Below are 21153 nucleotides of genomic sequence, written 5' to 3'. Positions count from 1 at the left end.
CGATCTGGTATGGTCCACAAACCTCTTATCATCCATTTGAGTGGATGTCCGTAAGTGTGATTACGGCCGTGATGGCAGAAAGGTCAGATAGTATCGGGAAGTCATATGCCAGCCCCGCCAGTAGACCGCCCGCTCATCGACGCTCAGTCTCGCGCTGAGAAAATCGTTGAATCTCGCCGTCAGAAAACCCTGCTCAAGACTGGCGCGCTGCAGGACGCCATTTTCAACAGCGCCTATTTCTCCAGCATCGCCACTGACGAACACGGCGTTATTCAGATATTCAATGTCGGTGCCGAACGCATGCTCGGTTACCACTCGGAGGATGTGGTCGACAAAATCACGCCGGCAGACATCTCCGACCCGGCTGAGCTCATCCTTCGCGCGGCAGCACTCAGCCATGAGTTGAACACGCCCATCACGCCAGGCTTTGAGGCATTGGTATTCAAGGCTTCGCGTGGCATCGAAGATATCTACGAACTGACCTACATCCGCAAGGACGGCAGCCGTCTTTCGGCCATGGTGTCAGTCACTTCGCTGCGTGACAGCGCCGAAACCATCATCGGTTATCTGCTGATCGGTACAGATAACACCGCGCGCAAACAGGAGGAGGAAGCTCAGGCCTTGCTGGACCAGCGGTTGCGGGACCAGCAGTTCTATACCCGTTCGCTGATCGAATCGAACATCGATGCGCTGATGATGACTGACCCGCAAGGCATCATTTCCGATGTCAACAAGCAGATGATGGCGCTGACCGGGCGTACCCGGGATGAATTGATCGGCGCGCCCTGCAAGAACTTCTTTACCGATCCGGCGAGTGCCGATGCCGCTATCAAGCGCGTGCTCAGCGAACACAAGGTCAGCGACTATGAACTCACCGTGCGCGCCTACGACGGCACCGAAACCGTCGTGTCCTACAACGCTGCGACTTTTCATGACCGTGACCGCAAACTCAAGGGCGTCTTCGCCGCCGCCCGCGACGTGACCGAGCGCAAACGTTTCGAGCGTACGCTGGAAGAAAAGAACATCGAGCTGGAGCACGCCAGCCATATGAAGTCCGAATTCCTTGCCACCATGTCTCACGAGCTGCGCACGCCGCTCAACGCCGTCATCGGTTTTTCCGAGGCACTCAAGGACGGCATGGTTGGTGACATGACCGATGCCCAGCGGCGCTACATAGGCGATATCTTCAACAGCGGCCAACATCTGCTGTCGCTGATAAACGACATTCTCGACCTGTCCAAGGTCGAAGCCGGAATGATGACGCTGGAGCTTGAACCGGTCGATCTTGACGAACTGTTGAGCAACAGCCTGCTGATCGTTCGCGAGCAGGCGGCTCTGCAACGCATTCAGCTGAAACTGGAAACAGAAGCCGACTTCGGCCGTCTTGAACTGGACCGGCGCAAGACCAAGCAGATTGTCTACAACCTGCTGGCCAACGCAGTGAAATTCAGCGAACCCGGCGGCTGGGTGACGCTGGCTGTTCGTATTGTGCCGTTTGCGCAGGCAGGCCTCATCGAGGGTGACTGGCCAGTATACGGGTTCCCCCTGCCGTCCAGTGACTACGAGCAGTTTCTGGAACTGAGCGTCAGCGACTCGGGAATCGGCATCGCCCAGAGCGATATGAACAAGCTGTTCAAAGCCTTCAGCCAGATAGACAGTGGTCTGGCACGCAAATTCGAGGGCACCGGGCTGGGTCTGGCGATGGTAAAGCAACTGACCGAACTGCATGGCGGCTGCGTTGCCGTTGCCAGCGTAAAGGACCTCGGTGCGCGTTTCGTGGCCTGGCTGCCCATTCGCCCGCTTGAATCCGGAGAGGCGCAATGGCCCAGATCCTGATCATCGAAGACAATGCGGCGAACATGCGCCTGACAGAACTGTTACTGACCAGTGCCGGTCACGGCGTGCTATCGGCAGTCGATGCCGAAACCGGCTTGAAACTGGCCCGCGAGCGTCAGCCGGACCTGATTCTGATGGACATCCATCTGCCGGAAATGGACGGCCTGGCCGCGACAGCGCTGCTGAAGAAAGACGCTGTTACAGCAGCGATTCCAGTGGTTGCACTGACGGCGATGGCGATGAAGGAAGACAAGGAAAAGATCCGCCTGGCGGGCTGCAACGCTTACATCATCAAGCCGTTGCGCTACAAGGAGCTATACCGGGTCATCGACACCCTGCTGGAAAAAAATCTGCCTCAACAGCCCATTACCTGAGCATTCGATATGACCCAGAGCGCCGCAACCATCCTGATTATCGATGACGATGTCCATGTCCGAGACCTGCTGGAAGTTCTGCTGCAGAATCAGGGTTATCGGACGCTGACTGCGGAATCAGGCGAACTAGCGCTGGCAATGGTCGAACAGCAGTCGCCCGACCTGATCCTGCTGGACATCATGATGCCGGGGATGGACGGTTACGAAGTCGCCAGCCGGCTCAAGGCTGGCAAGAGCACCGCCAACATACCGATTATCATGCTCTCGGCACTGGGTGATCAGAGCGCCCGGCTGTCGGGGCTGGAAGCCGGTGCCGAGGAATACCTAAGCAAACCTGTGGACAGCGCCGAACTGTGGCTGCGCGTGCGAAACCTGCTGCGCCTCAAGGCATTCGGCGATTACCTGAAAAGCCACAGCCTGATCCTCGAAGACCAGTTGCAGCAGCGCACAATCGACCTTGAGCGCTTTCGCACAGTGATGGACGCCTCCGAAGACGCGATTTTCCTCATCAACCGCAACACCATGAGCCTGATCGAATTCAACCGCCGGGCATGCCAGTTGCTGGGCTATACCGCCGAGGAGCTGTCGCACAAGACACCCGCCGAGCTGGGCGAAACGTCCATGGAGCAGCTTGAGGTCGTGTATGACCAGATCATTGCCGGCAAAGGCCCCAGCGAACCGCTCGAAACCCAGATTCGCGACAAGAGCGGGCGCGATGTCGAAGTCGAAATTCATCGCCAGGCCTATCGCACCGGCGAGGACTGGGTCATCGTCGGCATCGTGCGCGACATCACCCGGCGCAAGGAAAGCGATCAACGCCTGCTGACCATGGCCCACTACGATACGCTGACCGGTCTGCCCAATCGTGACCTGTTTTTTACCAGCCTGCAGATGGGCTTGACCCAGGCGGCCATCAGCCGCTGGAGGCTGGCGGCGCTGACGGTCAATCTGGACGGTTTCAAGAACATCAATGAAACCTGGGGGCATGTGCTGGGTGACGAGGTGCTTCTGGAAGTGAGCCACCGCCTGTCGGAGTGCCTTAACGCCAGCGACACCCTCGGCCGTGTGGATGGCGATCAATTTGCACTGATCCTGATGCTTCGTGATGGCCAGGCCGATACCCGTCAGACGCTGGACCGCATACGTAACGCATTGCGGTTGCCCTTTGAGATCGAGGGCCAGAGCATTGTCATGACCGCCAGCATTGGCGTTGCTCTCTATCCGGAGGATGGCGAAGACTCACGCGAGCTGATCAAACATGCCTATACCGCGATGAACAGCGCCAAAAAAATGGGCCCGGACACCTACCGGTTCTATACAGCGCAGATGAATGCCGACGTCTCGGCGCGCCTGGACCTTGAAGCGGCTTTACGCGACGCCGTACAAAAGCAGGCTTTCGAAATTGTCTACCAACCCAAGCTGAACCTGAACGATAACCGGGTATGCGGGCTTGAAGCGCTGCTGCGCTGGCCACGCCCTGGCCAGACTGGCGTTTCGCCCGCCGTATTCGTGCCTGTGCTGGAAAGCCTGGGTCTGATCGGTGAAGTCGGCAATTGGGTCGTCGACAGCGTCTGTGCCCAGATTGCGAAATGGCAACGTGCCGGACTGGGGTCGTTTCAGGTAGCAGTCAATATTTCCGGGCAACAGATTTCCAGCAGCAGCCTGGTGGCCGACATTCGTCAGGCACTCGAGAAACACAAGGTTGCGCCGGAATGGCTGGAGGTCGAACTGACGGAAAGCTCGTTGATGGAAAACACCTCCCACACCATCGCCACCCTGGGAACCCTGCGGACCAATGGCGTGAGCATTTCCATCGACGATTTCGGCACTGGCTATTCAAGTCTGGCGTACCTGCGCCGATTCCCTATCGACAAGCTTAAAATCGATATCGCATTCATTCGCGAGGTAACCAGCAACCCACAGGACGCGGCCATTGCCAGAGCCATCATCGAACTGGCTCACAGCCTCGACCTGCAGGTTATCGCTGAGGGGGTGGAAACACCCGAGCAACTGGCGTTCCTGCGCGAAAACCATTGCGATCAAATCCAGGGTTATCTGATCAGCAAGCCGCTGCCACTTGAAGAGCTCGAAGTATTTCTGCGCTCACCGGCACACCGCGTCGGGTAACACGGCATGATCGGCACAGGCGGTGCCGTTCATGCATTTTTGAAGGAGTTCGCTGCATGCGGTGTTTGCAAGCTGTACTTTTAGGGATGCTAAGTGTGGCGAGCCTGGTCCAGGCGCAAACGTCCAACGATGCCGGGCTGATCGAGGACACTGCGTCCGCCAGCGCAGCTGCCCCGGCCAGCGAAGCACGAGGCGTGCTGCGGGCGACCAATCAGGCGGTGCTTGCCAGCGAGTTGTCTGGCCGTATTACTGACCTGCCTTTCCAGGAAGGCGAGTCGTTCAACAAGGGCGATACCCTGGCGCGCTTCGACTGCTCGGCCTATCAGGCTCAGCTCAATGCCGCGCAGGCGGCCAGCCGTGGTGCCAGCGAAGAACTGGCGCACAACCGGCAACTGGCGGCGCTCAACTCGGTGGGCCGCTTCGAGGTGGCTCGCGCCGAAGCGAAGCTTTCCGAAACTCAGGCGCAGTCCGGCGTCTATCAGGTACAGATCAAACGCTGCAGCGTCAGTGCGTCCAGCAGTGAAAGCGTCGAGACCGGCACCCAGTCCCTCGAACCGTCGACCTCGCAGGACCGCAGCCGTCGCGTCGCTGACCTGACCATGGTGTGGAACGTGCTCGACTTCGGTGTCAGCTACATCAGCGCCAAGCAGCAAGGCGATCAGCGCCTGATCGTTCAGGAACGCCGCCGCAAGGTGATCAACACCATCGTTCAGGACGTACGTTCAGCCTATTGGCGCGCCGTCGCTGCCGAACGCATGCTCAAGCAGATCGACAGCCTGATGGTCCGCGTCGAAAAAGCCCAGGGCAACAGCCAGCAAATGAGCCAGCAGCGGGTGGGTGATCCGGTGCAGGCACTGGGTTATCAGCGCTCGCTGATCCAGGCAACGCGCCAGCTCGAAGAGCAGCGCAAGGCACTTTCACTGGCCAAGACTGAACTGGCCACCCTGATCAATCTGCCGCTGGGCACGGATCTGAAGCTGGCAACGCCGGACGATTACTCGATTCCGGAGCTCAAGGTCGATATGGCGCGTCTGGAAACCGAAGCGCTGGCCAGTCGTCCCGAACTGCGCGAACAGGATTACCAAACCCGCATCAGCTCGGCCGAAACCCGCAAGGCGATGCTGCGCATGCTGTCCGGCCTGGAGTTCTCGGCTGGTGGCCATTACGACAGCAACTCGTTTCTGGTCAACGACAAATGGGCCGATCTGGGCGTAAAAGTCACCTGGAACCTTTTCAACGTGCTGTCGGCACCTGCCGCCATTGACGTGGCCAAAGCCGGTGAAGAAGTCGCTACCGCGCGTCGTCAGGCGATGTCCATCGCCGTACTGGCCCAGCTCTACGTGGCAAATGCCAACTACAATGAAGCACTGCGCCAGTTCAAGACCAGTCAACAGCTGTCGAGCATCGACAGCCAGATCGTCGGCCAGCTGCGTAATCGTTATCAGGCAGCCGGTCTGGGCGAACTGGACCTGATTTAGGGCGAACTGAACACGCTGCAGGCTGATCTGCGTCGCGACCTGGCGTATGCCGATCTGCGCAATGCTTATGGGCAGATTTTTGCCAGTGCCGGCCTGGATCCGCTGCCGTCCGAGCTCTCGTCGACCAAGGTGCAGGCTATTGAAGTGGCGCTGGACGCGCGTGAATCCCAGTGGGAAGCGGGCAATATTTCAGTAGCGGCGACCGCGCCCAAGCCTTGATCCCGCCCCATGAATGAACACCCGGCCAGCGCCTGTGCGCTGGCCGAGTGCAGTAAGGCCATCCCACCGCAACGAAATCGTTCCATCGTAACGATTTCGCTCCAAGGCACTTAACCTCGCTTGAACCAAGGCCTTGATCAGGCAAGCATTTTCAAATGCCCACCGGGTGTATCGATTTCGCTACACACGTACTTGATCCGCGACCACGAAAACAATCTAAATCATTGTTTTAAATCAAAAAATAAAACATGGCCGCTAAATTGCTATGCCATAGCTCATATCACTCGCGCTCTGCGCGAGCCCTGTTCTCCAAGGAGTCTGTATGAGCGAGTTGCGATTCACTGTTGACCATGAATGGCTGCGTGCCGAAGCCGACGGCAGCGTTACGGTCGGCATAACGCCCTATGCACAAGAGTCGCTGGGCGATGTGGTCTTCGTGCAGCTCCCGGATATGCAGGCCTACACTCAACACGCTGAAGTGTCGGTGGTGGAGTCGGTGAAGGCCGCCAGCAGCATCAATATGCCGCTGGACGGTGAAGTCGTCGAGGTCAATTCCGCCCTCGACGCTACACCCGAGCTGGTCAATGAAGACGCTCTCGGTGCAGGCTGGTTCTTTCGTTTCATTCCACAGGATGCCGACGCCATCCACGGCCTGCTGGATCAGGACGCCTACGACCGCCTGATCAAAGCCAACGCCCAAGCCTGAGGAGCAAGCCATGACTGACCGTATCGAACTGACAACTGCCAACGAATTCATTGCCCGTCACATCGGTCCGCGCGCCGCCGACGAACAGGCCATGCTGCAAACATTGGGTTTCGACTCCATCGAAGCCTTGAGCGAAAGCGTCATCCCGGAAAGCATCAAGGGCACCAGCGTTCTGAGCCTGCCCGCCGGGCAGAGCGAAGCCGACGCACTGGCGTCCATCAAGGCCATCGCCAGCAAGAATCAACTGTTCAAAACCTACATTGGCCAGGGTTACTACAACACTCATACACCGGCACCCATCCTGCGCAACCTGCTGGAAAATCCGGCCTGGTACACCGCCTACACCCCCTATCAGCCAGAGATTTCACAAGGCCGTCTGGAGTCGTTGCTCAATTTCCAGACGCTGATCAGTGATCTCACCGGCCTGCCGATTGCCAACGCCTCTTTGCTGGACGAAGCGACCGCCGCCGCCGAAGCGATGACCTTCTGCAAACGGTTGAGCAAAAACAAGGGCAGCCAGCAATTTTTTGCCTCAAGCCATTGCCATCCGCAGACCCTCGACGTCTTGCGCACCCGCGCCGAGCCGCTGGGCATCACCGTGGTTGTAGCCGATGAAGCCGAGCTGGGCGATGTCAGCGATTACTTCGGCGCGTTGCTGCAATACCCGGCCAGCAATGGTGATGTGTTCGATTACCGCGATCTGGTCGAGCGCTTCCACGGCGCCAATGCGCTGGTGGCCGTCGCTGCCGACCTGCTGGCCCTGACGCTGCTGACCCCGCCAGGTGAGTTTAGCGCTGACGTTGCCATTGGCAGCGCACAACGCTTTGGCGTGCCACTGGGCTTCGGCGGCCCGCACGCGGCGTACTTCTCGACCCGCGATGCCTTCAAGCGCGACATGCCGGGCCGCCTGGTCGGCGTGTCGGTAGACCGTCACGGCAAGCAGGCCCTGCGCCTGGCCATGCAGACCCGCGAGCAGCATATTCGTCGCGAGAAAGCCACCAGCAACATTTGCACTGCACAAGTGCTGCTGGCCAACATTGCCAGCATGTACGCCGTCTACCACGGTCCACGTGGTCTGACCCAAATTGCCCAGCGCGTTCACCGGTTGACCGCAATTCTTGCCGAAGGCCTGAGCGAGCTGGGCCTGAAGGCCGAGCAGGCATTCTTCTTCGACAGCCTGACCCTGAACACCGGCAACAGGACCGATGCACTGCATGCTGCGGCGCGCGCAAGGCACATCAACCTGCGTGAAATCGACGGTCAGCACCTGGGGCTTTCACTGGACGAGACCACCTCGCAGTCGGCGGTCGAAACGCTGTGGGAAATCTTCGTCAGCGACGGCCAGAGCTTGCCGGACTTCGCCGCGCTGGCAGCCAGCGTTCAGTCGCGCCTGCCTGCTGCGCTGTTGCGCCAGACGGCAATTCTCAGCCACCCGGTGTTCAACCGCTATCATTCCGAAACAGAGCTGATGCGTTACCTGCGCAAGCTGGCCGACAAGGACCTGGCACTGGACCGCACCATGATTCCACTGGGCTCGTGCACCATGAAGCTCAACGCCGCCAGCGAAATGATCCCGGTGACCTGGGCCGAATTCGGCAACCTGCACCCCTTCGCCCCAGCCGAGCAAAGTGCCGGGTATCAGCAACTGACCGACGAGCTGGAGGCCATGCTCTGTGCGGCTACCGGATACGACGCGATCTCGCTGCAACCGAACGCAGGCTCTCAAGGTGAATATGCCGGTTTGCTGGCTATCCGCGCTTATCACCAGAGCCGTGGCGATGAGCATCGTGATATCTGCCTGATCCCTTCGTCGGCCCACGGCACCAACCCGGCCACTGCCAACATGGCCGGCATGCGTGTGGTGGTCACTGCCTGCGATGCGCGCGGCAACGTCGATATCGAAGACCTGCGGGCCAAGGCCGTTCAGCATCGCGATCAGCTTGCAGCCATCATGATCACCTACCCGTCGACCCACGGTGTATTCGAAGAAGGCATCCGCGAAATCTGCGGCATCGTTCATGACAATGGCGGTCAGGTGTACATCGACGGCGCAAACATGAACGCCATGGTCGGCCTGTGTGCACCGGGCAAGTTCGGCGGCGACGTCTCGCACCTCAACCTGCACAAGACCTTCTGCATCCCGCACGGCGGCGGCGGCCCGGGTGTCGGCCCGATTGGCGTCAAATCCCACCTCGCCCCGTTCATGCCGGGCCACGCACGCATGGAGCGCAAGGAGGGCGCGGTCTGCGCGGCACCGTTCGGCAGTGCCAGCATTCTGCCGATCACCTGGATGTATATCCGCATGATGGGCGGCGAAGGCCTGAAGCGCGCTTCGCAGCTGGCGATCCTCAACGCCAACTACATTTCGCGCCGCCTGGAAGAGCACTACCCGGTGCTGTACACCGGCACCAACGGTCTGGTTGCGCACGAATGCATCCTCGACCTGCGTCCGATCAAGGACAGTAGCGGCATCAGCGTCGATGATGTGGCAAAGCGCCTGATCGACTTCGGCTTTCATGCCCCGACCATGTCGTTCCCGGTGGCCGGGACGTTGATGATCGAGCCGACCGAGAGTGAGTCCAGAGAAGAACTGGACCGTTTCTGCGACGCCATGATCAAGATCCGTGAAGAAATCCGCGCAGTTGAAAACGGCACGCTGGACAAGGAAGACAATCCGCTGAAGAACGCGCCGCACACCGCTGCCGAAATCGTTGGCCAGTGGAGCCATCCTTACAGCCGCGAACAGGCGGTGTATCCGGTTGATTCGCTGATCGAGAACAAGTACTGGCCTCCGGTCGGACGTGTCGACAACGTTTTCGGCGACCGTAATCTGGTCTGCGCCTGCCCGTCCATCGAGAGCTATCAGGAAGCCTGATAGCCCGTGCTGCGGGACTGCCTGCATATACTCGGTTGCGAGTGCAGGCAGTACCGCTCTGCATGGCACGCTCAACAAGGAATTGAACATGTCTACAGAATCACTGCTGACCACTCCCCTGCACGCCCTTCACCGCGAACTTGGCGCGAAGATGGTGCCCTTCGCCGGTTACGACATGCCCGTGCAATACCCGGCGGGCGTAATGAAAGAACACTTGCACACCCGTGCGCAGGCCGGCTTGTTCGATGTCTCGCACATGGGCCAGATTCGCCTCACCGGCGCAGAAGCGGCCAGGGCGCTGGAGACGCTGGTACCGGTGGATATCCTTGATTTGCCGGTGGGCATGCAGCGTTATGCAATGTTCACCAGCGAGACCGGCGGCATTCTCGATGACCTGATGGTCGCCAATCTCGGCAATGACCAACTGATGCTGGTGGTCAATGCGGCCTGCAAGGACCAGGACCTCGCCCACCTGTGCAAGCATCTGGCCGGGCACTGCAAGATCGAGCCGCTGTTTGAAGAGCGCGCTCTGCTCGCACTACAGGGGCCGGCCGCTGTTACGGTGCTGGCACGCCTTGCCCCGGAAGTAGCCAAGATGACGTTCATGCAGTTCGCCAGCGTCAAGCTGCTGGGCGTTCAGTGCTACGTCAGTCGCTCGGGCTATACCGGCGAAGACGGCTATGAAATTTCAGTGCCGGCCGACCAGGCTGAAGCCCTTGCGCGCCGCCTGCTGGAAGAGCCGGAAGTTGCCCCGATCGGCTTGGGCGCACGTGACTCGCTGCGACTGGAAGCGGGCCTTTGCCTGTACGGTCATGACATGGACACGCAGACCTCGCCGGTCGAGGCCAGTCTGCTGTGGGCCATTTCCAGAGTACGCCGCGCCGACGGTGCGCGTGCAGGCGGCTTCCCGGGAGCCGAGCAGATCTTCGCCCAGCAACAGAAGGGTGTAGAAAAAAAACGTGTCGGCCTGCTTCCCCAAGAGCGAACGCCAGTGCGCGAAGGCACAGAAATTGTCGATGAACAGGGCACTGTAATAGGCACTGTCTGCAGTGGCGGTTTTGGCCCCACACTGGCCGGCCCGCTTGCCATGGGTTACTTGCACAATAATTACACCGCGCTGGAGACACTCGTCTGGGCAGTGGTACGTGGCAAAAGAGTACCTATGCGTGTTGCAAAAATGCCTTTCGTTGCGCAACGTTACTTCCGCGGTTAAACAACGGCGTCAAAAAAACAGCAACACTTCTGTGGTGTGGGAACGCTGTTCCACGTCAATGTTTCGGCAGTGTTTCAACCGAGTGAACAGTCTTTTCCATATGCAAAAAATGCACCTATAAAGTGCAAAATGTTATGAAGGATCAAGCACCGTGCACTGCGTGCAAACACGCAGTGCATAAGGCTCAACCCCCCGGAAACAGGGTGCAAGACAGGGGGGTTGTATTTGTAACTAGAGTTGGCGTAGAGTTTCCGGACTGTGTTTGCAAGGGTCGCCGAATCTGGACCTGGGCAGTAGCTCTAGGTTTGCTACAACCCGTTCTACGTTTCTTACTTCCTGCAACCAGCCCCAGTGCTCTTTCGCGTGAAAGAGGCTGTCACCAATTCAAGTCAAGCGTCAAGGAAATAAGAAAATGGCTGAACGTCAGAGCGGTACCGTCAAGTGGTTCAACGACGAAAAAGGGTTTGGTTTTATCACTCCTGAGAGCGGGCCGGATCTGTTCGTACACTTCCGCGCCATCCAGGGTAACGGCTTCAAGAGCCTGAAAGAAGGCCAGAAAGTTACCTTCGTTGCAGTGCAGGGCCAGAAAGGCATGCAGGCTGACGAAGTTCAAGCCGAAGCCTGATCACACACTCGCGTACGTGCAAAAAAGCCTCTGGCAGCGATGCCAGAGGCTTTTTTTGCACGCACTGAAACCTGAACGGCGGTTGCCGCCCATGAAAAAGCCGACTCAAAGTCGGCTTTTTCAGGATCACCATACGACGCTATCCGGCACGGCGCAACAGGAGTATCCCTGCCAGCGCGCATGCTGCGGCAGGCAGCAACACCGCCAGCAACGGCGGGAAGCCGAACAGCAAACTCGACGGACCGAGCAGGTCCTGGATGATGCGGAAGGTGAAACCGACCACCACGCCCGTGAACACACGCTGCCCCAGCGTGACTGAACGCAACGGACCGAAGATGAACGATATCGCCATCAGCACCAGAGCGACTGTCACAGCCGGTTGCAAGACCTTGGTCCAGAACGCCAGCCAGTAGCGTCCATTGCTCAAGCCCTGATCGGCCAGATAATGCGCGTAGTTCCAGAGACCGCTGATCGAGAGCGACTCCGGCGGCATGATGACCGTGCTCAGCAGTTGCGGGCTCAACGCCACATCCCAACGCTCGACCGGCGTATTGATGACTTCGGTGCGGCCTTCATTAAAGTGCGTGGTGCTGACGTCCTTCAACTCCCAGTAATCGGTCTTGAAGTTGGCCTCTTTGGCGAAGCTGGACGTCAGCATGTGGCGTTGATCGTCGAAACGATAGCGTGTCACGCCAAGCATCAGACCATTGGGCTGGACGGTGTTGATGTGGATGAATTCATCACCTTGACGGTGCCACAGACCGTGCCTGGCGCTCTGCGCATCACCGGACCCCTGAGCCAGCGAGCGCGCGGCCTGAGCCTGGTTCTCGGCGTAGGGAGCAACGTACTCGCCGACCAGCACGCCGGCGATCATCAGCAGCAGCATAGGCTTCATGACTGCCCAGACGATGCGCCCGATGGATACCCCCGCAGCGCGCATGATGGTCAGTTCACTGCTGCTGGCCAGCGTACCCAGACCAATCAGGCAGCCGATCAGGGCCGCCATCGGCAAGGTGTCGTAAACGCGGCGCGGCGCAGTCATCATCACGTAGCTGAGCGCATCTGCCAGCGTGTAGGTATCGCTGATATCACCCATCTCGTCGATGAACGCGAACAGCGAAACCAGGCCAAGAATGATCCCCAGGACCGCGAGAATTGCCAGAAGAACGCTTTTACCGATGTATCGATCAAGCTTGACCACGAGTCACCTCCGTGACGCTGCGACGACTCGCCATCTTCAGACGCAGAGGCTCCCAATAGAACAACACAAGACCGATGGCCAGGTAGATGGCGTGCACCCACCACATGCCCAGACTGAGCGGCAGCTTGCCCTTCTCCAGCGAACTGCGCACCGAGATCAGAATGGCCAGATAAGACATGTACAGAAGGATCGCCGGCAATAGCTTCAGATAACGGCCCTGACGCGGATTGACGCGCGACAGCGGAATGGCCATCAACGTCACGATGAACACTGACAAAGGCAGCGAAATACGCCACTGCAATTCAGCCACGGAACGCGGCGCGTTACTGCCGAACAGCTCGCTGGTGGGGATGGCTTCACGGTCAGTGATTTCTTCGCTGATTTCCGGTTTGGGCAGCATCGCGCCGTAGGTGTCGTACTTGATCACGCGATAATCGGCTGCACCCGGATTGCCATCGTAGCGATAGCCGTTTTCGAGTATCAGGAAGCGACTGCCATTGGGCCTGACCTCCTGATGGCCCTTCTCCGCCACCAGCACGGTGATGCCGTTGTCCTTGCTCTTGTCGCTGGACATGCGTTTTTCGGAGATGAACACACCAGCCAGTTGCGAGCGGTCTTCCGACAGTTCCTTGGTGTAGGTGATACGGGTCCCGTCACGCAGCGCCTGAAAACGGCCGGGTACCAGCGTGTCGAACTCGGTCATGGCATCCTGCTGATTGATCAGCAGCGAAAACTGGGTAGCGCCCTGGGGAGCCAGACTGAAGCTCAGCCAGGCAACCAGCAGTCCGACCAGCGTGGCAGGCCCCATGGTAATGGCAAGTAACCGCTGCTGACTCATGCCGGTGGCGGCCAGCACGGTCATTTCACTTTCCAGATACAGGCGTCCGTAAGCCATCAGGATGCCGAGGAACAGGCCCAGCGGCAGGATGACCTGCAGGAAACCCGGCAGGCGGAACCCCATGATCATGAACAGCACGCCTGGATCGAGCGCACCGGACGCGGCCTGCGCAAGGTATTTGATGAAGCGTCCGCTCATGATGAACACCAGCAGCACGGCGCTGACCGCGCTCAAGGTAAGCAGCACTTCTCGGGACAGATAACGGAAGACAATCAAACCAGACACTCCAGAGTTGTCAGGCTCAGGCAGCCAAACAGGGAAAAATTGTGAGCCACGGCAACCACAGATTCACGCCGGCAAATGGCGTGGGCATCAAAAAATATGCGGCATTATCCTGTGATTGTGTGTTTCTGTCACTGCGCGCCGGGGATAGTTCGCACATACACGCAAAGCAGGCGGCTTTGCGGGGTTGTCAGCAGTCGTGCAGCGGGGTCAAACTGCAAGGCTTATCGCGGGTATCGTCCTGGAAAACACTCAGGCCATGCCGCGTACATCATTTATATTGCGACTCTCATCGTCTATTCGGGGACCCCACATGGAATTGGTTGTTAAAAGCGTAAGCCCAGAAACCTTGAAAACCGCAACGCTGGTGGTCACCGTCGGCGAAAGCCGCGTACTGGCGGGAGCTGCTCAGGCTGTCGATGTCCTCAGCGGCGGAGCCATCTCGCTGATCCTGAAACGCGGCGACCTGGCGGGCAAGGTCGGTCAGAGTCTGCTGTTGCACAACCTGCCCAACATCAAGGCCGAGCGCGTGCTGCTGATCGGCATCGGCAAGGAAGGCGAACTGTCGGACCGTCAATTGAAAAAAGTCGTCGGCGCGGCGCTGTCATGCCTCAAGGGCCTGGGCGGCACCGACGCAGCAATTGCTATCGATGACCTGTCGGTTAAGAACCGCGATACGTACGGCATGGCTCGCCTGCTGGTCGAGGCTCTGGCGGACGGCGAATACGTCTTCGACCGCTTCAAGACTCAGAAAGCCGACGTTCGCGCCCTGAAAAAAATCACCCTGCTGACCGACAAAGTCCGCACAGCCGACGTCGAGCGCGCGTCCACTCACGCTCGGGCCATCGCTACCGGCATGGCATTGACCCGCGACCTGGGCAATCTGCCACCGAACATCTGCCACCCGACCTACCTGGGCGAAGAAGCCAAGGCCCTGGGCAAGGCGCACAAGAATCTGAAAGTGGAAATCCACGACGAGAAGAAGCTGGCCGAACTGGGCATGGGCTCTTTCCTCGCAGTCGCTCAGGGCAGCGCCCAGCCTCCTCGCCTGATCGTCATGAACTATCAAGGTGCCAAAAAAGGCGACCAGCCTTTTGTGCTGGTCGGTAAAGGCATCACGTTCGACACCGGCGGCATCAGCATCAAGCCTGCTTCGGGCATGGACGAGATGAAATTCGACATGTGCGGTGCTGCCAGCGTCTTCGGCACCCTGCGCGCCGTACTGGAATTGAAGTTGCCGATCAATCTGGTGTGTATTCTGGCCTGCGCCGAGAACATGCCGAGCGGCACCGCGACACGTCCCGGCGACATCGTCACCACCATGAGTGGGCAAACGGTCGAAATCCTCAACACCGACGCCGAAGGCCGTCTGGTGCTGTGCGACGCACTGACCTACGCCGAACGCTTCAAGCCAAAGGCGGTCATCGACATCGCGACCCTGACCGGCGCATGCGTGGTTGCGCTGGGCGGCCACACTTCCGGCCTGCTGGGCAACAACGACGCACTGATCAACCAGTTGCTCGACGCGGGCAAACAGGCGGATGACCGTGCCTGGCAGCTGCCGCTGTTCGATGAGTACCAGGAGCAGCTCGACAGCCCGTTCGCCGACATCGCCAACATCGGTGGCCCGAAAGGCGGCACCATCACGGCGGCCTGCTTCCTGTCGCGCTTCACCAAGGCCTATGACTGGGCTCATCTGGACATTGCCGGCACTGCATGGCTGAGCGGCGGCAAGGAAAAAGGCGCCACTGGACGCCCGGTTCCACTGCTGACCCAATACCTGCTCGATCGCGCCGGCGTATAAGAACAAGCCCTGGCGTATCGGCTTTGCGGTCGATACGCCACAGGCTCTGGAACCCACATGACTCAAGTCGATTTTTACATCCTGCCCAGCGCAGACCCTGCGGCTCGCCTGGATTTCGCCTGCAAGCTCACGGAAAAGGCCTGGCGTCTGGGTCACAAGGTCTATCTGCATTGCAGCGATGCAGCACAGCGTGAAGACCTCGATGCCCGGCTCTGGCGTTTCAGGGGCGAAGTGTTTCTGCCCCACGGCGAAGCCGAGAGCGATACCGATGCCCCGGTGGTGCTAGGGCTGGGTGACGACTCGGGGGCTCACGACGACCTGCTGGTCAACCTCGACCTGAGCATTCCGACCTTCTTCAAACGTTTCGCCCGTGTGGCGGAAGTCGTTGTCGAGGACCCGGCCATACGCCTTGCCGCACGCGAGAGTTTCCGTTCCTACCGTGAACAGGGCTATCCTCCGCAAGATCACCGACTGCAGCGTCTTTGAGGACACGATGGATACTTCAAAAAAAGCTGAATCCGCGCATTTGCTCAACGATCTGGAATCGATCCGCCAACTGCTCGGCGATGACCCCGCACATTCCCCGCTGCCTAACGACCCGGCCCGTCCGGAAGGACAGATCCCTCTGTTGTTCGATGTGGTCGGCACTCGCCCCGACAGCGTGCATCAGCCGGACTTCGACGAAGACGATATCCCGACGCTGACACCTGATATCCATGCAGCCCCCGCCCCGCAGGTGCAGCAGGCGGCCGAGTCTCAAGCGCTACCCAACCCCGAGACATTGCTGCACCTGGACAGCGAACTGCGCGCCGCCGCGCAATTGATCATGCAGGACGTGATTGCCGACTTCGCCCCGCATATCGAAAACGAAATCAAACGTCGGCTGGAGGCAAGGCTGGAGCGGCTATTGGCGCAGCAGCAGAAGTGAGGTTTCTGGCCGGGGACCTGCTTCCTGGTTAAATGGATACTTTGTCGGCGAGTATCCAGTGGCGAGCGTATCAGGGCAGCCAACGCCCCTTGGCCCACTTGCCGCCTGCTGACAGATCTGCCAGTTGTGGCCCGGCACTTATGGCTTGTCGCTGGCCGCAAGGGCTATACTTGCCGGTTTCCGAATCAATGCCACAGGTTCCCGCCGCGCATGGACAAGACTTACCAGCCGCACGCCATCGAAACTTCCTGGTACCAGACCTGGGAGTCCGAGAACTACTTCGCTCCGCAAGGCGTGGGTGACTCGTACACCATCATGATCCCGCCGCCGAACGTCACCGGCAGCCTGCACATGGGCCACGGCTTCAATAACGCGATCATGGACGCCCTGATCCGTTTCCGCCGCATGCAGGGTCGCAACACGCTGTGGCAACCAGGCACCGACCACGCCGGTATCGCTACGCAGATGCTGGTGGAGCGTCGACTTGAAGCGCAAGGCGTCAGCCGTCACGAGCTGGGTCGCGAAAAGTTTCTGGACAAGATCTGGGAATGGAAAGCCGAGTCAGGCGGCAACATCAGCCGTCAGATCCGCCGTCTGGGTTCATCCGTCGACTGGAGCCGCGAGCGCTTTACCATGGACGACGGCCTGTCCGACGCAGTCAAGGAAGCCTTCGTGCGCCTGCATGAAGACGGCCTTATTTACCGTGGCAAGCGCCTGGTCAACTGGGACACCAAGCTGCACACCGCCATTTCCGACCTCGAAGTGGAGAACCACGACGAGAAAGGCCATCTTTGGAACCTGCGTTATCCACTGGCCGACGGCGCGAAAACCGCCGAAGGTCTGGATTACCTGATCGTTGCCACCACGCGTCCGGAAACCATGCTCGGTGACGCCGCCGTGGCGGTGAACCCGCAGGACGAACGCTATCAGGCACTGATCGGCAAATTCGTCGAACTGCCGCTGGTAGGCCGTCGCATCCCGATCATCGCTGACGACTATTGCGACCCCGAATTCGGCACCGGCTGCGTGAAAATCACCCCGGCGCACGACTTCAACGACTATGAAGTCGGCAAGCGTCATAACCTGCCGCTGCTGAACATTTTCGACAAGAACGCCACCGTGCTTTCGAGCGCTCAGGTTTTCAACCTTGACGGCACGCTGAACGAAACCGTTGACGGCAGCCTGCCGGCAGACTACGCCGGTCTGGACCGTTTCGAAGCGCGCAAGCAGATCGTTGCAGCGTTCGATGCAGCCGGCCTGCTGGTCAGCGTCGACGATCACGCCCTGAAGGTGCCGAAAGGCGACCGGTCCGGCACGATCATCGAACCATGGCTGACCGATCAGTGGTACGTCTCTACCAAGCCATTGGCCGAACCTGCTATCGCTGCGGTCGAAGATGGCCGTATCGCCTTCGTGCCCAAACAATACGAAAACATGTACTTCTCATGGATGCGCGACATTCAGGACTGGTGCATCAGCCGTCAGCTCTGGTGGGGCCACCGCATTCCGGCCTGGTACGATGAGTCCGGCAAGGTGTATGTCGGTCGCGACGAAGCCGAAGTACGGGCCAAGAACAATCTGGGCCCGGAAATCGCGCTGCAGCAGGACAACGACGTACTCGACACCTGGTTCAGCTCGGGCCTGTGGACCTTCTCCACACTCGGCTGGCCGGAAAAGACCAAGGCACTGGAGACCTTCCACTCCACCGACGTGCTGGTCACCGGTTTCGACATCATTTTCTTCTGGGTCGCCCGGATGATCATGCTCACCCTGCATCTGGTGAAGAACGAGGACGGCACGCCGCAAGTCCCGTTCAAGACTGTCTATGTGCACGGCCTGGTGCGTGATGGCCAGGGCCAGAAAATGTCCAAGTCCAAGGGCAACGTCCTTGATCCGCTGGATATCGTCGACGGTATCGACCTCGAGACGCTGGTGCAGAAACGCACCAGCGGCCTGATGCAACCGCAACTGGCGAAAAAGATCGAGAAGCAGACCCGTCAGGAATTCGCCGACGGCATCGCCAGCTACGGCACCGATGCCCTGCGTTTTACTTTTTGCTCACTGGCGTCCACCGGTCGCGACATCAAGTTCGACATGGGCCGCGTCGAAGGCTACCGCAACTTCTGCAACAAGATCTGGAACGCCGCGCGCTACGTGCTGGACAAAGGTGAAGACTGCGGTCAGAACGGCGAAGCTGTCGAACTGTCGCTGGCCGATCGCTGGATCATCTCGCAACTGCAACGTACCGAAGCCGAAGTGACCCGCCAGCTGGATCAGTTCCGCTTCGACCTCGCCGCTCAGGCGTTGTACGAATTTATCTGGAACCAGTATTGCGACTGGTATCTGGAGCTGTCCAAGCCTGTGCTGTGGGACGAGACCGCACCGGTCGAACGTCAACGCGGCACACGCCGCACGCTGGTTCGCGTACTGGAAGTCGCACTGCGCCTCGCGCACCCGTTCATGCCGTTCATCACTGAAGAAATCTGGCAGCGTCTCGCGCCGCTGGCAGGTGTCGAAGGCAAGACCATCATGCTGCAACCCTGGCCGGTGGCCAATGAAGCACGCATCGATCAGGCCGCCGAAGACGACATCGAGTGGCTCAAAGGCCTGATGCTGGCGGTGCGTAACATCCGCGGCGAAATGAACATCGGTCCCGGCAAGCCGCTGCAACTGTTCCTCAAGAACGCCAGTGCCGAGGATCAACGCCGCCTGAGCGAAAACGATTACCTGCTCAAGAAGCTCGCCAAGCTCGAATCCATGACCGTATTGACCGAGGGTGCAGAAGCACCGCTGTCGGCCACTGCGCTGGTGGGCGACATGGAGGTCCTGGTGCCGATGGCCGGGCTTATCGACAAGGCAGCCGAACTGGCGCGTCTGGACAAGGAAATCCAGCGTCTGCAAGGTGAAGTGCAACGCGTCGGCGGCAAGCTGTCCAACGCAGCCTTCGTCGACAAGGCACCGCCTGAAGTCATCGCCAAGGAACGCGCCAAGCTGACCGAGGCCGAACAGGCACTGGGCAAGCTGGCAGAGCAGCACGCACGCATCGCCAGCCTCTAAGGTGGCCGCAAAGCCAGCCCGAACATGGGCTGGCTTTTTGTTATCTGAACATTCGCACCCGACACTACGGCTGAACATCGACCCCATGACCGATACCCGCAAACCACCACGCAAAAAGCCTCAGCGGCCAGCCAGACCGGTTGTGCCGCGTGAAAAGGCCACCTTGCACCCGCGCAATCGTCATCAGGGCCATTACGATTTTCCGAAGCTGATCAAATCCAGTCCCGAACTGGCAGCGTTCGTGATCCTCAATCCGTACGGCAAGGAAAGCATCGACTTCGCCGATCCGCAGGCAGTGCGCGTGTTCAATCGCGCTCTGCTCAAGGCGTTTTATGGCATTGCCCACTGGGACATCCCGGCCGATTACCTGTGCCCGCCCATACCGGGGCGTGCGGACTATCTACACTTCCTCGCCGACTTGCTGGCAGAGGACAACGAGGGCGTGATTCCGCGGGGGCCGTCTACCAAGGCACTGGATATTGGCACCGGTGCCAACTGCATTTATCCCCTGCTGGGGCACAGCGACTATGGCTGGCAATTCGTCGGCTCGGACATCGACAGCACGGCCATTGCCGCGGCGACCACCATTGTCAAAGCCAACGGCCTGCAAAAGGCCATCAGCGTGCGCCGGCAGGGCAATCGCAAGCAGATCCTGCTTGGGCTGCTCGACAGTGACGAACGCTTCCACGTGAGCCTCTGCAACCCGCCCTTCCATGCTTCGCTTGATGAGGCCCAGCGTGGCAGCCAGCGCAAATGGCGCGCGCTGGGCAAGGCTGATCCCAAGCGTAAGCTTCCGGTACTCAACTTCGGCGGGCAGTCTCAGGAGTTGTGGTGCGAAGGTGGCGAGATCGGCTTCGTGACCCAGTTGATCCAGGAAAGCGCAAGATTGCCGGATCAGGTGGGGTGGTTCAGTACCCTTGTGTCCAAGGCATCCAACCTGCCGCCAATTCAGAGCGCCCTGAAAAAAGCCGGCGCGCTTGAAGTAAAGGTAGTGGAAATGGGTCAGGGCCAGAAGCAAAGCCGTTTTGTGGCCTGGACGTTTCTCGACAAGGCACAGCGCGCGCAGCGTTGACTGAAACGCTCCGCGTGATGAACGCTAGACATCCACAACACCAGGCGCCCACAAAAAAGCCGTGCCCGGTTAACCGGTGCACGGCTTTTTACAGCAAGCGGGTGCTTACTTGTTGATCGAGTCGGTCAGCACTTTGGCTGGTACGAACTTGATAACTTTCTTGGCAGCGATTTCGATGGCAGCGCCAGTCGAAGGGTTGCGGCCAGTGCGAGCCGGACGCTCTGCAACTTTCAGTTTACCGATACCTGGCAAAGTGATTTCCACGCCGTTTTCCAGTTGGTCGGCAACAATTTGGCCCAATTGCTCAAGAGCATTACGCGCAGTAGTTTTTGGCGCGTCGATAGCTTCAGCGATATCGGCGATCAATTGGTCTTTAGTAAGAGCCATGGTGGTGTTCCTTCCCTATCAAATTCATGTGGATTGCAGAGTGCAACGTCGGCCCGTGGCCAGGCAATGAACCTGGCCACCCGCTAGCAGCCACGATTAATCGCGAAAGTGTAGATACTGAAACCGGGTAA

The 21153-nt window shown here is 59.2% G+C and carries 15 protein-coding genes and 1 pseudogene; 13 read left to right on the top strand and 3 right to left on the bottom strand.

The window, feature by feature from the left end; genetic code table 11:
- Positions 1 to 105: 105 nt before the first annotated feature.
- From MME58_RS05460 to MME58_RS05420, 8 genes and pseudogenes are all read left to right on the top strand, one after another.
- On the top strand, positions 106 to 1836 hold the full coding sequence (locus MME58_RS05460; protein WP_055005236.1) for a PAS domain-containing sensor histidine kinase: 1731 nt from the start codon (positions 106 to 108) through the stop codon (positions 1834 to 1836).
- Complete coding sequence (locus tag MME58_RS05455; protein ID WP_054985545.1) at positions 1821 to 2210, top strand: response regulator; 390 nt, start codon at positions 1821 to 1823, stop codon at positions 2208 to 2210. The genes MME58_RS05460 and MME58_RS05455 overlap by 16 nt, the downstream gene beginning before the upstream one ends.
- A gap of 9 nt (positions 2211 to 2219) precedes the next feature.
- Positions 2220 to 4337 (top strand): putative bifunctional diguanylate cyclase/phosphodiesterase, encoded by a 2118-nt coding sequence (locus tag MME58_RS05450; RefSeq protein WP_055005235.1) that lies wholly within the window; start codon positions 2220 to 2222, stop codon positions 4335 to 4337.
- Positions 4338 to 4831: 494 nt separating this feature from the next.
- Positions 4832 to 6034, top strand: a pseudogene (locus tag MME58_RS05440) (TolC family protein); the annotation flags it as partial.
- A 322-nt stretch (positions 6035 to 6356) separates the two neighbouring features.
- On the top strand, positions 6357 to 6740 hold the full coding sequence (gene gcvH / locus MME58_RS05435) for a glycine cleavage system protein GcvH (RefSeq protein WP_054985543.1): 384 nt from the start codon (positions 6357 to 6359) through the stop codon (positions 6738 to 6740).
- A 10-nt stretch (positions 6741 to 6750) separates the two neighbouring features.
- On the top strand, positions 6751 to 9615 hold the full coding sequence (gene gcvP, locus MME58_RS05430) for an aminomethyl-transferring glycine dehydrogenase (RefSeq protein WP_055005234.1): 2865 nt from the start codon (positions 6751 to 6753) through the stop codon (positions 9613 to 9615).
- Between the two features lie 88 nt (positions 9616 to 9703).
- Positions 9704 to 10828, top strand: coding sequence for a glycine cleavage system aminomethyltransferase GcvT (gcvT, locus tag MME58_RS05425; RefSeq protein WP_055005233.1), 1125 nt, complete (start codon positions 9704 to 9706; stop codon positions 10826 to 10828).
- A gap of 412 nt (positions 10829 to 11240) precedes the next feature.
- Entirely contained in the window at positions 11241 to 11453 is a 213-nt protein-coding gene (locus tag MME58_RS05420; RefSeq protein WP_027902257.1) for a cold-shock protein, read from the top strand.
- Between the two features lie 139 nt (positions 11454 to 11592).
- Here the strand turns inward: MME58_RS05420 and lptG are convergent, their stop codons facing one another.
- Both lptG and lptF read right to left on the bottom strand, forming a co-directional pair.
- On the bottom strand, positions 11593 to 12654 hold the full coding sequence (gene lptG, locus MME58_RS05415) for an LPS export ABC transporter permease LptG (protein ID WP_054984360.1): 1062 nt from the start codon (positions 12652 to 12654) through the stop codon (positions 11593 to 11595).
- The gene (gene lptF, locus MME58_RS05410) at positions 12641 to 13768 is read right to left on the bottom strand and encodes an LPS export ABC transporter permease LptF (protein ID WP_054984361.1); all 1128 of its coding nucleotides are present in this window, start codon (positions 13766 to 13768) and stop codon (positions 12641 to 12643) included. The genes lptG and lptF overlap by 14 nt, the downstream gene beginning before the upstream one ends.
- Before the next feature lie 319 nt (positions 13769 to 14087).
- Between lptF and MME58_RS05405 the strand changes: the two genes are divergently transcribed.
- From MME58_RS05405 to rlmF, 5 genes are all read left to right on the top strand, one after another.
- A complete protein-coding gene (locus MME58_RS05405; protein WP_055005232.1) occupies positions 14088 to 15578 on the top strand; it encodes a leucyl aminopeptidase in 1491 nt (496 codons plus the stop codon).
- 57 nt (positions 15579 to 15635) lie between these two features.
- Positions 15636 to 16064, top strand: a complete 429-nt coding sequence (locus MME58_RS05400) for a DNA polymerase III subunit chi (RefSeq protein WP_055005231.1) — start codon at positions 15636 to 15638, stop codon at positions 16062 to 16064.
- A gap of 7 nt (positions 16065 to 16071) precedes the next feature.
- Complete coding sequence (locus MME58_RS05395) at positions 16072 to 16506, top strand: hypothetical protein (protein WP_054984364.1); 435 nt, start codon at positions 16072 to 16074, stop codon at positions 16504 to 16506.
- Positions 16507 to 16716: 210 nt separating this feature from the next.
- Complete coding sequence (locus MME58_RS05390) at positions 16717 to 19563, top strand: valine--tRNA ligase (protein WP_055005230.1); 2847 nt, start codon at positions 16717 to 16719, stop codon at positions 19561 to 19563.
- 85 nt (positions 19564 to 19648) lie between these two features.
- Positions 19649 to 20635 carry a 23S rRNA (adenine(1618)-N(6))-methyltransferase RlmF gene (gene rlmF / locus MME58_RS05385; RefSeq protein ID WP_055005229.1) on the top strand — a complete coding sequence of 329 codons (987 nt, stop codon included), beginning with the start codon at positions 19649 to 19651 and terminating at the stop codon, positions 20633 to 20635.
- A 105-nt stretch (positions 20636 to 20740) separates the two neighbouring features.
- Here rlmF and MME58_RS05380 read toward each other — a convergent pair whose 3' ends face one another.
- Positions 20741 to 21022, bottom strand: coding sequence for an HU family DNA-binding protein (locus MME58_RS05380; RefSeq protein WP_002552279.1), 282 nt, complete (start codon positions 21020 to 21022; stop codon positions 20741 to 20743).
- Positions 21023 to 21153 lie beyond the last annotated feature (131 nt).

This window comes from Pseudomonas syringae pv. tagetis, from assembly GCF_022557255.1.
Lineage (GTDB): Bacteria > Pseudomonadota > Gammaproteobacteria > Pseudomonadales > Pseudomonadaceae > Aquipseudomonas > Aquipseudomonas caricapapayae.
Note: the sequence above shows the minus strand (reverse complement) of the source record. Positions and strands in the feature narration are given on the sequence as shown.